This window comes from Providencia sp. PROV189 (assembly GCF_028480065.1).
In the GTDB taxonomy this organism is placed as follows: domain Bacteria; phylum Pseudomonadota; class Gammaproteobacteria; order Enterobacterales; family Enterobacteriaceae; genus Providencia; species Providencia stuartii.
The window spans coordinates 89,082-102,445 of sequence record NZ_JAMPOG010000004.1; the positions used below are offsets into that span (position 1 = coordinate 89,082).

9 protein-coding genes and 2 pseudogenes are annotated in these 13,364 nt (G+C 42.1%); 3 read left to right on the plus strand and 8 right to left on the minus strand.

The features are described 5' to 3' along the window. Nucleotides 1-16: 16 nt before the first annotated feature. Together PR833_RS02740 and PR833_RS02745 are read right to left on the minus strand one after the other, a co-directional pair. Complete coding sequence (locus PR833_RS02740; protein WP_036943599.1) at nt 17-643, minus strand: LysE family translocator; 627 nt, start codon at nt 641-643, stop codon at nt 17-19. A 36-nt stretch (nt 644-679) separates the two neighbouring features. Next, nucleotides 680-1,102 (minus strand): DUF2000 domain-containing protein, encoded by a 423-nt coding sequence (locus PR833_RS02745; protein WP_004918101.1) that lies wholly within the window; start codon nt 1,100-1,102, stop codon nt 680-682. Nucleotides 1,103-1,269: 167 nt separating this feature from the next. Between PR833_RS02745 and PR833_RS02750 the strand changes: the two genes are divergently transcribed. Beyond that, entirely contained in the window at nt 1,270-1,749 is a 480-nt protein-coding gene (locus PR833_RS02750) for an Lrp/AsnC family transcriptional regulator (RefSeq protein WP_004918098.1), read from the plus strand. An 80-nt stretch (nt 1,750-1,829) separates the two neighbouring features. Here PR833_RS02750 and serS read toward each other — a convergent pair whose 3' ends face one another. From serS to lrp, 6 genes and pseudogenes are all read right to left on the minus strand, one after another. Next, nucleotides 1,830-3,119 (minus strand): serine--tRNA ligase, encoded by a 1,290-nt coding sequence (serS, locus tag PR833_RS02755; protein WP_040132956.1) that lies wholly within the window; start codon nt 3,117-3,119, stop codon nt 1,830-1,832. Nucleotides 3,120-3,269: 150 nt separating this feature from the next. After that, a complete protein-coding gene (locus PR833_RS02760) occupies nt 3,270-4,613 on the minus strand; it encodes a replication-associated recombination protein A (RefSeq protein WP_004918094.1) in 1,344 nt (447 codons plus the stop codon). Between the two features lie 9 nt (nt 4,614-4,622). Continuing rightward, a complete protein-coding gene (gene lolA, locus PR833_RS02765) occupies nt 4,623-5,243 on the minus strand; it encodes an outer membrane lipoprotein chaperone LolA (RefSeq protein WP_014657836.1) in 621 nt (206 codons plus the stop codon). 77 nt (nt 5,244-5,320) lie between these two features. Beyond that, nucleotides 5,321-8,056 (minus strand): annotated as a pseudogene (locus PR833_RS02770) (DNA translocase FtsK); the annotation flags it as partial. Between the two features lie 342 nt (nt 8,057-8,398). Next, nucleotides 8,399-8,911: pseudogene (locus PR833_RS20380) on the minus strand (DNA translocase FtsK 4TM domain-containing protein); the annotation flags it as partial. A 454-nt stretch (nt 8,912-9,365) separates the two neighbouring features. Next, on the minus strand, nt 9,366-9,860 hold the full coding sequence (lrp, locus tag PR833_RS02775; protein WP_004918089.1) for a leucine-responsive transcriptional regulator Lrp: 495 nt from the start codon (nt 9,858-9,860) through the stop codon (nt 9,366-9,368). A 543-nt stretch (nt 9,861-10,403) separates the two neighbouring features. Here lrp and trxB point away from each other — a divergent pair. Then, nucleotides 10,404-11,366 carry a thioredoxin-disulfide reductase gene (gene trxB / locus PR833_RS02780; RefSeq protein ID WP_004918087.1) on the plus strand — a complete coding sequence of 321 codons (963 nt, stop codon included), beginning with the start codon at nt 10,404-10,406 and terminating at the stop codon, nt 11,364-11,366. Between the two features lie 177 nt (nt 11,367-11,543). Beyond that, nucleotides 11,544-13,217 (plus strand): DUF7057 domain-containing protein, encoded by a 1,674-nt coding sequence (locus PR833_RS02785; RefSeq protein ID WP_272525861.1) that lies wholly within the window; start codon nt 11,544-11,546, stop codon nt 13,215-13,217. Nucleotides 13,218-13,364 lie beyond the last annotated feature (147 nt).

A 13,364-nucleotide genomic window follows, 5' to 3' on the forward strand; every position in this document is an offset into this window, starting at 1 on the left:
GTAGAGCCATTATCATTTATTGCGTTTTAAACAGCATACCAATAGCTGCGGCAAACATAATCAAAGCGGTTCCTCGAAAGATCACTCTCTGCGATTTCGTACTCGATAAAAATTTACTTGCCTTCTTTGCACCAAAGATAAATATCATGCCAACTAAAAGTAATATTAATAACGTAGTTGGAACTAATACTGTGCTCCAAATCGTTATAGTAATTTCATTTAAAGAAATGACTAACGGTAATATTGCCATATAAAAAGCGATTGTTTTTGGATTACTTAATGTAATGGCAAGACCGGAAACACTCACAATAGCTAACTGCTTTTTTGATATAGCACCTACAGTATTTAATGGTTGGGCATCGTGGCGCCAAAAGACATAAGCTAACCAAAATAAATACAGTGCAGCAAACCAATAAATTAAATTAAAGATCGCGGCTAAGTGGTCAGCAACGAATACTAGGCCGAATATCGCAAAAGAGAGATAAATAATATCCCCTAAAATTAATCCACTCAGTAGTGCAAACCCCATTGTTACGCCACCCTTCAAGGTACGTGCGACGACTGCGGTCATTCCGGGCCCTGGAATAACGGCAGCAATCGCCAATGCACTCGCATAAGAGAGCAATTGTGTTATGCTTATCATATGATTAACCTACAGTAGAATGGCGAGATATAACGCTTATTTAAATAATGATAAATTACCGGTTAATTTATTGATGCTATTTTTATTCCCTACTAAACCAATAGCTGCTAATTGAATTTCTTGATCTAGAGTGTTAGTTAATTTTTGAGTGTAGTCATCATAACTTTTACAAGACTGAGCAATTAAACTAAAAGGTAATATATAAATATCTTCATGCTCTGCTATTTCTTTTTGAATTTGCTTTATTCGCTCAGGCGAGCTTTTTAATATAGGTAATGATGCACTGATGACCCCAGGATAATAAATATTATCTGCACTCATTAAATCATTCCCTATTAATTGGGTAATTTTGTTACCTATCCCTACACCAATGATACTTGCAGCATTCATAGCAAGCCCTAATGCTAGATCTTGATTGACGATGATGGCACAACGATGAATAGATGCATCAAATTGCATAAAATCCCCTTTTCATAATTTTTGATAACATAAGGTTCTTCTGGTCGTGAACTGTAACAATTATGTCATCAATAAATAGAAATTTGCTGCCTATCTTATCTGTAGTAAAGTAGCCAAAAGAAAAAAATTACCTATGTATAAATATATTCCGAAAGGAAATACCCGCTATGGCAATAGATAAGACAGAAATCAAGATTCTTAAACTCCTTCAAGACGATGCACGTATTACAAATCAAGTACTCGCTGATAAAGTCGGTATGTCAGCATCCCCTTGCTGGCGACGCGTCCGTAAATTAGAAGACGATGATGTGATCCAAGGCTATCGAGCTATTCTTAACCGCAAAAAAATTGGTTTAGGTGTTATGGTTTTTGTGCGTGTCACTATCGACAGCCATAGTGAAACGGAAGCAAAGAAATTTGAACAAGAAGTCAGTGAGTTAGAAAATGTTGTTTCATGCTACAGCATCGGGGGAGATGCCGACTTTTTATTGCAAGTGGTTTCCCATGATTTAGATTCCTATGCCGATTTCGCGATGTCTGTGATCCGACGGCTTCCTGGTATTAAAGAAATGCAAAGTATGTTCGTGCTTAAAGAGATCAAACCCTTAGTTTCTTATCCTGTAACAACCGTTAATAGTGAAGCATAATAACCAGCAACGTATCAGTGGGTTGTAAAAAAAAACGCCACTAATAAGTGGCGTTTTCTGTTTTAGTTAATTTAACTTGATTAACCGATGTACTCTAGGCCTTTCATATATGGGCGCAATACTTCTGGTACTTCAATACGACCATCTGCTAATTGGTAATTCTCCAATACAGCAACCAACGTACGACCAACAGCAAGACCAGAACCATTCAGTGTATGCACCAACTGTGTTTTCTTGTCACCTTTACTGCGGAAACGTGCTTGCATACGGCGAGCTTGGAAATCCCACATATTTGAGCACGAAGAAATCTCACGGTAGGTATTCTGAGCTGGTAACCAAACTTCCAAGTCATAGGTTTTACGTGAACCAAAACCAATATCACCAGTGCAAAGGATCACTTTACGATAGGGTAATTTCAGTAATTGCAGCACTTTCTCCGCGTGACCGGTTAGCTCTTCCAATGCTTCCATCGATTTCTCAGGATGCACTATTTGTACCAATTCGACTTTATCAAATTGGTGCATACGGATAAGCCCACGCGTGTCACGGCCATAAGAACCCGCTTCTGAACGGAAGCATGGTGTATGCGCAGTCATTTTTAGTGGTAATGCATCTTCATCAAGGATTTCATCACGTACTAAGTTGGTGACCGGCACTTCTGCTGTTGGGATCAATGCATAAGTACTTTCCGCTTCTTCTTCAAGCGGCTTAGTATGGAACAGATCTTCACCAAATTTAGGTAATTGACCAGTGCCATAAAGCGTATCATGGTTAACCAAATACGGTACATACAGCTCTTGATAGCCATGCTGTTCAGTATGCAAATCCAGCATAAACTGAGCCAGTGCACGGTGTAGACGAGCAATTTGCCCTTTCATCACCACAAAACGCGCGCCTGTCAGTTTAACGGCCGCGGGGAAATCTAGACCACCAGCGAGTTCGCCAAGGCTAACATGATCTTTAACTTCAAAGTCATATTGGCGTGGTTCACCCCAACGGGCAACCTCAACGTTATCTGAATCATCTTTCCCATCAGGAACAGCATCATCAGGCATATTCGGGATACTTAATGCAATATCACGGATCTCTTGTTGCAGCTTATCTAATGCTAACTTAGCAGCATCTAATTTTTCGCCTAACTGGTTCACTTCCTGACGTAAAGGCTCGATATCTTCACCACGCGCCTTAGCTGCACCAATGGATTTCGATCGCGAATTACGCTCTGCCTGCAGGGATTCAGTTTCAACTTGCAAAACTTTGCGGCGTTCTTCTAATTCACGCAGCTTTTCCACATCAAGGGTAAAACCCCTGCGAGCCAGTTTTTCAGCAACCGCGTCTAGCTCCGTACGCAGTAAATTGGGATCGAGCATGCTTATCCTGTGATTATTGTTAGTCAATATTGAAAGGGAGTATAACACATTCCGGCATTATACTCGTTACACCATCAAGCCGCCTATTGTGAAGGCGACCTAAATAATTTTATAAAAAATATTTCTTATAACCTTACCGCATTGCCCACATTAGCGATAGCGTTTTGTTGGGCTATTTTGATCCTGTTGCGCTAACCAGTTTAATTTTTCTGCTATTTTCGCTTCTAAACCACGATTCGTTGGGTGGTAATATTGGGTATGTTGCATTTCAGGTGGGAAATAAACCTCACCGGCTGCATAAGCATTTTCTTCGTCATGAGCATAGCGATACTCTTTCCCCGCCCCTAATTCTTTCAACAGTTTTGTCGGTGCATTACGTAAATGGGCAGGTACATCATAATCAGGCTGCATTTGCGCATCCGCTAACGCGGCTTTATAAGCCGTGTAAACTGCATTACTTTTTGGTGCACATGCCAAGTAAACAATAGCTTGAGCAATCGCACGCTCACCTTCCGCAGGACCAACCCGAGTGAAGCAATCCCATGCGGAAATAGCGACCTGCATCGCTCGCGGGTCGGCATTCCCTACATCTTCAGATGCGATAGCCAGCAAGCGCCGAGCCACATAAAGTGGATCACCACCTGCGGTAATAATCCGCGCATACCAATATAAAGCGGCATCGGGAGCCGAGCCTCGTACTGATTTATGCAAGGCAGAGATTAAATCGTAATAACGATCACCTTTATTATCAAAGCGCGCTGTACGTTCACCGCTGACTTCTTTTAGTAATTCAGCCGTTAAAATACGCTGACCATGGCTATCGGTTTCCGCCATATCCGCCATCATCTCTAAAAGATTGAGGGAGCGACGGGCATCACCATTAACCAACTCGGCAATTAATTGACGAGTGGTATCGGGTAGAATCACATTTTGCCCGCCTAAGCCTCGCTTGGGATCCTCCATGGCTTGCTGCAACACATCTTCAATATCGCTTACCGTTAAAGATTTCAGTAGATAGACCCGTGCACGCGACAATAATGCGGAATTGAGTTCAAACGAAGGATTTTCTGTGGTTGCGCCGATAAAAGTAATGGTGCCATCTTCAATGTGTGGTAAAAACGCATCTTGCTGACTTTTATTAAAACGATGCACTTCATCAACAAATAAAATAGTCCTACGACCCGCATCTCGATTTTGGCGAGCTTTCTCTATCGCTTCACGGATCTCTTTAATACCGGACGTAACGGCAGAAATACGTTCAATATCTGCCTGTGCATAGTGACCAATAATTTCGGCTAATGTGGTTTTGCCTGTTCCTGGTGGCCCCCACAAAATCATTGAATGTAAATGACCTGCTTTTATTGCCCTGGGTAATGGTTTACCTTCAGCAAGCAAATGTTTTTGGCCTATATACTGTTCAAGAACCTCTGGGCGCATACGCGCTGCCAGAGGTTGAAATTCATTTTGTGAAAAATCGAGTGATAGGTTGCCCACTATTTCCTCTTATTTACCACCTGAGCGTTGGTCATCCAATGTGACCCCTTCCGGCACAGTGAATGTAAACTTACGCTTATCGACATTACCATTTTTTTGTTCTTTCAATTGGTAAGCACTTGTTTGCCCATCTTGCTCAACGGCTGAAAACTTCTCAATGGTGCCTTCTGGAGAAACCGTAATTGAAAAACGTTTTAATGTGCCATTACTCAACTTGGGTTTTAAGTCGAATGTATTACCTTGCTGAATAATAGAGTACTGTTTCCAATCTCTTGGGTTATTACGTGTAATCAATAAAAATGGGGTATCTTGAGTCGCATCCGCTAAGTTAGTGACAGTGACTTGCTCAACAAACGGGTTATAAAACCATAAATTTTTGCCATCAGACACTAAAACACTTTCATCAGGTGACGTCATATTCCAATTGAATAAATTAGGGCGCTGAAGCCATAATTCCCCCACACCTTCTTGTACGAGGTCACCTTCTGGGCTGGTGACTTTTTGAGAGAAGCTAGCGTGGAAGCTATTGACCTTATTCAGGCGATCCTGAAGGTCTTGGCTGGCATCTGCCAGTACTGAGCCGATATGTAAACTTAGAGCCAACGCCCCCAATAACATCATTTTTTTCATCGAACAAAGACCTTTTATTGATACCTTAATAGGCGCTATGCCTTTATTATTGCTCTCGCAACTCATCGACAACAAGGTTAGTAATCAGCTTGCCGTGGGGAAAGCACTTCGCGATTTCCATTATGTCCCGGCTCACTGACAATCCCTTGCGTTTCCATTTGCTCAACAATTCGCGCAGCGCGGTTATAACCAATGCGGAACTGACGTTGAACACCTGAAATAGAAACGCGTTGTTTCTCTACAACAAACTCGACGGCTTGATCAAACAGAGGATCCAACTCTTCCTCTGCGCTATCATAACCGCCCCCTTCATTTTCATCGCTGCATTTGGTAATGCTATCAATATATTCTGGGCGACCGCGGGCTTTCCAATCATTCACCACCGCGTGCACTTCTTGGTCACGGACAAATGCCCCATGGACACGAACAGGAATCGATGAGTTAGGTGGTAAATACAGCATATCCCCCATTCCCAATAATGACTCTGCGCCACCTTGATCGAGGATAGTCCGAGAGTCAATTTTACTTGATACTGTAAAGGCAATACGCGTAGGTATGTTTGCTTTAATTAAACCTGTAATGATATCCACTGACGGGCGCTGAGTTGCCAATACTAGGTGGATACCTGCTGCACGTGCTTTTTGCGCTAGGCGAGCAATCAACTCTTCAACTTTTTTCCCTGCCGTCATCATCAAGTCAGCAAATTCATCAACCATGACGACAATATAGGGTTCTTTTTTCAGCATTGGATGCTCAGTTTCCATGCTGTCACTCGGTTTCCAGTGTGGGTCAGGAATAGGTCGCCCCATCTCTTCGGCAGCTTTAATTTTATCGTTGTAGCCAGCAAGATTACGTACGCCAAGCGCCGACATTAAGCGATAGCGACGTTCCATTTCATTGACGCACCAACGCAATGCGTTAGCAGCATCTTTCATGTCAGTCACGACTTCTGTCAGCAAATGTGGAATGCCTTCATAAATAGACAGTTCCAACATTTTCGGGTCGATCATGATAAAACGGACATCTTCAGGTTTCGATTTATACAAAATACTGAGGATCATCGCGTTGACCCCTACCGATTTACCTGAGCCTGTTGTCCCCGCAACGAGTAAGTGTGGCATTTTCGCCAAATCCGCAATAACCGGATCGCCTTCGATATCTTTACCCAACACCATTGTTAACGGTGATGCACTATGCCTAAATTCGTCACAGTCCAGTACTTCTCTTAAATAGACTGTTTGGCGTTTTTCGTTCGGTAATTCAAGCCCCACATATGGCTTGCCGGGGATCACTTCAACAACCCTCACCGCCGTGGTAGAAAGTGAACGGGCAAGGTCTCTCGATAAAGTGGAGATCCGCGCCGCTTTTACCCCCGGTGCCAAATCTAGCTCGAATCGAGTGATCACCGGCCCCGGAGAGAAGCCGACCACTTCCGCTTTCACCCGATAGTCATTTAAGCGAGCTTCAATCAACCGTGCTGTCTGCTCTAATTTAAACATGTCAACAGGCTCTTCTTGCGTTGGTGGCGTAGTTAACAAATCCAAAGAAGGCATAGGCGTCGTTGGTTTTGGCAATGGTTGATCATTGCGTACCAAGAACGGATGGAACAGGCTGTCTTGCTGCGGCTCCGGTTGTTGTGGTTGTGGTTGTTGCTGCTGCTGTTGTGGTTGTTGCTGCTGCTGTTGCGGTTGTTGCAGCGGAGCAAAAGTGTGCGACTGATTAGCAGAGATATCCGGTGTTGGAGCGACATGTTTTGTCACCTCATTCACTTGAGGTGTATTGTTTGTATTCTCCACGCTCGTTGCACTAAATGACGGCATAAATAAAGGATCTGCAGGCTCTTCATTAACCAAATCATTAACTGGCGAAAATTCATCTAATACCGAAATATGTTCACTCAGATCGAATTTAGGTTCAACTTTATAACCCGCATTCTCATCATCATCTTGCGCTGAGAAGGTATTTTTAGACTGGCTAAAGTGATGAGTATTTTGCTCAGTTTGTTCAACAGAAGCGGGCGCAGAAGACCAACGATGCTCTATTTCAGGTTGAGTATAATGAACCACTTTTTCTGGCGTTGGCGTTACTTCAGCCTGATGAGATATTGGTGACTCAGTCTCATCATGATGCTCAATATCACTGCCGTACCGTTCGCGCTGTTGCTGCAAAAATTGCTCACGGAGCCTATTTTCTTGTTCTTCATCTTGTTGTGGTTCATTCTCTGACGCAGCAGACCATTGTTGATAAATCTGCTCACGTTGCAAAGCTTCTTCTTTACGGCGCTGAAGTTCAGCATCACGTTGAGAAGGAATGCGAATGCCATATAGCTCCCGACGGGTTGGTAACCGAACAGGATTTGGGCGAGGCAATTCAGGCTCCATATTTTGTTTAACCTGGGCGTGGCGCTCAAGAGCCGCAACGGAAATACCAGCAGCTGCCAATGCAGCGGGATCGGCTAGCCTATCTGTTACTGATCGCCCACTTGCCTGTGAAACCGCCTCACTGATAGAAGAAGCTGGCATCGATACATTTTGCTGCCCTGTTAGGTTTGCTAATGATGGATTATCAGTATGTTCTGTCGGTGTCGTTGCAGCAGGTTGTGCCTCTGCCCCCCAACGCTCATGTGTATGATGATTGGCAGGTTGGTTAACCACACCATTCTCTGGAGATACATTATGGCTTTCAGGTTGGTAGCCTGTTGGCTCCGCGACTTGTGCCTGAGGCTCACTGGTTTTGAATTGGAAATCCCTATCATATACAACAGGTTGATAATCATCCGGCACTTCAAAATGATAAGCTTCTTGCGGCTCAGAAGCTGAAAACGCAAGGGGTTCTTCAACTTCATCAATAGGTTGATTGGCAGCCAAAGGAGCCGCTTCTTCTGTGGGTTGAACCTCTTCGGTTTCTACTGCGGCTAATTCACTAATTGAGGGAGCGGAGAACAAAACATCGTCACTGTCTACATTATCAATCGCTTGGCGCTCTGCCTCCTGCGCCCGCTGTAACGCATCTTCTGTTTCTTCAACATCATACGCATCATAATCATCGCCGCGCGCACGATTAGTCATTAATGTGATAGGAATTAATACCGCCGCACCAATTTTTTCGGCAATCGTCAACCATGACCAGCCCGTAAACAGTGTAAAGCTAATTGCCCATAAAAAGAGCAATGCCAGTGTTGCACCTAAAGAATTAAACCATGGCATGATCGCATTACTAAACACACTGCCAATCACCCCACCGGACGCGAAATTCGGTAAGTCGTCAAAGTTAAGCGCAGCAAGACCGCATGATGAGAGGATCAGCGCTAACCCACCAATTAAGCGCAATGACAACGAAAAGAAGTCAATATAACGACGTTGGCTTTCATAATGGTAAATCGCCCAACAACCGAGTAGCAGTAGAGGTGGAATTGCAAATGCTAAAATCCCAAAAGCCGAAAAGAGAATATCCGCACTCCAAGAGCCAACACTTCCCCCCAAATTTTTAACCGGTGCATTCCATGTGGTTTGCGACCAGCTTGGATCTGAAGGATTGAAACTCATTAATGCCACCATTAAGAAAATGGCACTTAAACAAATGGCAAGCAAAATGACTTCGAGTAGCCGTCTTCCACTACTGAGTTTTTTTAATCGAACGTGTTTGTCTTCTGTATATTCTTGGCTCATTACTGTTTCTTTACTGACTGATGATGTCACCCATGCCGAAACGAACTCACTTGAATTCGCAATGATGATAAGCACATATTGAAAGCCATTCTAACACCAATCACCTTCTTGTGCGTGACTTGTTGCCTCTCAGGCAAACTAAACGACTGTAGACACAGCAAGATGCAGTATTTCATCTTACAGTTGAGGATTCAATTTCTATTTTACGTTAAAAATCTTAATTATTTATGGCTTTAATATCAATAGATTAAAACGAAGAGTTACAGCTATTTAGCCTATTTTCAGAAAAAATCATATCGACGCTGTGCCTTTAATCGGAAACAGAGTCAAAAAAGCGCTAAGAGAGATAAAATATTGGCCTCTAAAACGGAACAACGCTGAGTAAACTCAGCGTTGAAACTGCAGTGCGACAACCATAAATGATGTTGTGCAGAAATGAGACTATACAAGCCTATTAGCGTGTTTTAATAACCAAGCGGTTACTTTGCTTCACTTCTTCCATAACGACGTACGTACGAGTATCGTTCACACCCGGTAGACGTAGAAGAGTCTCACCAAGCAGTTTACGGTAAGCGGACATATCTGGCACACGCGTTTTCAACAGATAATCGAAATCACCAGAAACTAAGTGACATTCTTGGATCTCTTCAAGCTTTTGAACCGCTGTGTTGAATTGCTCAAACACATCTGGTGCGCCACGGTTTAGTGTAATTTCAACGAACACCAAGAGTGAAGCATCTAAGTAGTGAGGATTCAAAAGTGCTGTATAGCCAGAAATAAACCCTTGTCTTTCCAGACGACGCACACGCTCCAAACATGGCGTTGGTGACAAACCAACACGCTTAGACAGTTCTACGTTTGAGATACGCCCATCTTTCTGTAGTTCGTTAAGTATATTCCTATCAATACGGTCAAGGTCTTTTCCTGGACGCTTTTTATTATCAATCATCTCTTTATCTCTCTTTCTCTAATTGTTATTTTCCACACCTATAAAACAGCACCATCCTCGCTCATACTTTATTTATTTAGGTATTCGTGTTCAGGAGCAAATTTTATGCGCAATGCTGAAATCGACGTGAACAGAACCCCTGTTCACAATGATCACCTGTTTGTTAAGTTATAAGTGCTGTAAAGTTAACTTTCCGGCAAGAACAAAAACACACCATTTGCATTGGTCTACTAGATAATTAACTCTTACATAGATGTTTTCGCAAATGCACAGCCGATTGTCAAAGCAAATGAATAAAAATCAGTACAAGATTTCGATTTTTTTTCTATTTAAACGTTTCGCTGTCCGGATTCAGGAATATTCCTAAAAATCCTACCACGTGACATAAGCATACTTGCCATACTAAATTTTCACTTTAATCACTATTATCTATCGCAAAAATAGCTCAGCTATAATTTACTTAGTATTTAAATCACTTTTTTTAGCTTGCCAATTCTCCTACAATCCCATTATCGCTATTTTTATACTGAAAATGAGGTATTCATGAGCACAGCCATACATCGCAAGCTAATCATTTTGGGTTCTGGCCCAGCAGGATACACAGCGGCAGTTTATGCTGCACGCGCAAACTTAAGTCCAGCTCTGATTACTGGCGTGGAAAAAGGCGGTCAGTTAACCACTACGACTGAGGTTGAGAACTGGCCGGGTGACCCTGAAGGCTTGACTGGTCCAGGTTTGATGGATCGCATGTATGAACACGCGACCAAATTCCAAACAGAAATTATCTCAGATCATATTAATAAGGTTGATCTTAAGCAGCGCCCTTTCCGTCTTTTTGGCGATGAAAACGAATATACCTGTGATGCCCTGATTATTGCGACAGGTGCATCGGCGCGTTATATCGGCTTACCTTCTGAAGAAGCCTTTAAAGGCCGTGGCGTTTCTGCTTGTGCAACTTGTGACGGCTTCTTCTATCGTAATCAAAAAGTGGTTGTTGTCGGCGGAGGTAATACTGCGGTTGAAGAAGCCCTTTATCTATCCAACATTGCCTCAGAAGTCCATTTGGTTCACCGTCGTGATAGCTTCCGCGCAGAAAAAATCCTAGTTGATCGCCTAATGGATAAAGTGAAGAACGGCAATATTACACTGCATACCGACCGTACACTTGATGAAGTACTCGGTGACGATATGGGCGTGACAGGCGTCCGTTTGCGTAATACCAAAACCGATGAAACTGAAGAATTAGAGGTGATGGGGGCATTTATCGCGATTGGTCACAGCCCAAATACCGCTATCTTTGATGGCCAGCTAGATTTAGAAAATGGCTATATCAAAGTGCAATCCGGTACACATGGTAATGCAACGCAAACCTCTATCCCAGGAGTCTTTGCCGCAGGTGATGTAATGGATCATATTTATCGTCAAGCAATTACATCAGCAGGTACAGGCTGTATGGCTGCCCTAGACGCAGAACGCTACTTAGATGGTTTAGCGGATAAAAAATAGTATAACCACATCCATCCTGATCATTTTAGGCACCTCAAATAGGTGCCTTTTTTGCCCCCTCTTTATAGGATAAGTTCCTTTTTTTTCAGAGTAAGTTCATAGGGGAGTTTCCTCCATCAATCTACAATAATCAAATTATTGATACATTATTTTTGACAATTCGCGCTAGGAAATATTATGGGTCAACAAATACAACGAGAAGCTATCAGCCGCTATGCCTACCTTTTTGTCGCTCTACTTGCTATTATCCAATCGACCTTGATTGTATTGTCAACGGACTCTTCATTCTCGTTCATCTATAATTTAAGCGCCCCATATACCTATCTTCCTTTTATGGTCGCAATTTTTGTACCTTCTGCTGTCAGTTACTTAATTACGAATGCCAAATCAGCTATTTTCTATACTAATATCTTGATCATTGCTGTATTAACAGTCTGGATCACGCTATGGGATGCAAAGAACTTAGAATTAAGTTACAGTCAACCTCAATTTACTACCTTTGCTACCTTAATTGTTCTTTTTTTCTTTTTGCTACCTTGGTTGCAGACACGTCAGTTAGTGGGTAGATGGCATATTGATTATAGCCACTTACTCGATTTTTATATTAAAAATACGCTATTAATGATTATTGCCACCGTCATTGGTGGGCTTCTGGTTATTTTACTTTATCTCGCCAGTTTTTTATTTACGATTGTCAATCTCTCTACTCTTAGTCAGCTTATTGATAACAATTTTACTTTATATTCAGGTTTCACTTTAGGATTTAATATTGGGCTGATTTTTTTACGCTCAATATTTGAGTTTCGCTTTAGCCAATTTATCCATTATATCGCCCGCTTTTTCCTGATAATACTCCATCTTATTGCTGCCATATTTGTCGGTGGTTTTTTATTTTCATTTGTGATGAAACTATCGATATTAGAGGTGGGGGCTAGCGCAATACTGTGGCTCTTGGCTTTAAATATCATTTTAATTAATTTGACCTATGGGAATGGACACCACCAATACCAACGTTTTACATGGCTAAACACCTTAACGCTGTCTAGTATCATTTTATTGAATTTTTTCTCACTTTTTTCACTTTACGGCATTTTAGTGCGTGTCAACCAATACAGTTGGAGTGTCTCTCGCCTCTATGCCTTTAGCATCGCACTCTTTTTCACCGTCATTATTTTCGCCTACAGCTTTGCTATTATTCGCCGAAGAACGCTTTGGGCAAAATCTTTAGGTACCATAAACAAAGTAGGGATTGTAGGGCTAATGGCTGCCATCCTTATGATTAATAGTCCGATTGCTGATTTTAACCGTATTACCGCAAACAGCATATTAGCCAGTATCGAAAATGGTAAAATTGACGTTAACCCTCGGCTCGCTTTTGCCTTAAAAGAACTCGGGCCCAAAGGCCAACAAGCTATCGAAAAGCTCAAATTAAATCCCAATTACACCGCTCTACTCTATACAGATATCGATATTGGTAATGAAAAAATGAGTAAATCCCCCAAAGAGGCCATAATTATCGCAAAAAATAGTGCCGAATTGCCGGAAAGTTGGTGGTCCCAAACACGCGAATCGAGCTGCATCAATAATTATCATCCACCTCATTGCCTAGGTTTTATGGCAGATATCAATCAAGATGGGCAAAATGAGGTTATCATATGCCGTGCTTCCCCTAAGAGTGATTCTTTAGCCTGTACTATTTGGCAATATCAAATTACTGATTGGAAATTGATTGATCACCAAATCAGTCATTATGATTCGGTGGCACAGCGAGATAACGCATGGGATAAATTATTAAATGGTCAATTTAAATTAGTGCCTAAAGAATGGCTACAAGTGGTACCAGAGCAATAATATTTATGCGTGATGAATGGCTTTACTCATTTATGTAAAGCCATTCGTTGTTATGAACCTACAGCTTATCCCTTGTATGCTAAATGCCATACATCTTGTAAACTCACCGACATCGCTCTAACAGGTTTAACTACCTTATTGATTTTA

Bases quoted from the DNA above. Each gene is read 5' to 3' on its own strand.
- lolA (WP_014657836.1), bottom strand. From the start codon at position 5,243: ATGAAAAAAATGATGTTATTGGGGGCGTTGGCTCTAAGTTTACATATC.
- PR833_RS02745 (WP_004918101.1), bottom strand. From the start codon at position 1,102: ATGCAATTTGATGCATCTATTCATCGTTGTGCCATCATCGTCAATCAA.
- PR833_RS02750 (WP_004918098.1), top strand. From the start codon at position 1,270: ATGGCAATAGATAAGACAGAAATCAAGATTCTTAAACTCCTTCAAGAC.
- PR833_RS02740 (WP_036943599.1), bottom strand. From the start codon at position 643: ATGATAAGCATAACACAATTGCTCTCTTATGCGAGTGCATTGGCGATT.
- serS (WP_040132956.1), bottom strand. From the start codon at position 3,119: ATGCTCGATCCCAATTTACTGCGTACGGAGCTAGACGCGGTTGCTGAA.
- trxB (WP_004918087.1), top strand. From the start codon at position 10,404: ATGAGCACAGCCATACATCGCAAGCTAATCATTTTGGGTTCTGGCCCA.
- lrp (WP_004918089.1), bottom strand. From the start codon at position 9,860: ATGATTGATAATAAAAAGCGTCCAGGAAAAGACCTTGACCGTATTGAT.
- PR833_RS02785 (WP_272525861.1), top strand. From the start codon at position 11,544: ATGGGTCAACAAATACAACGAGAAGCTATCAGCCGCTATGCCTACCTT.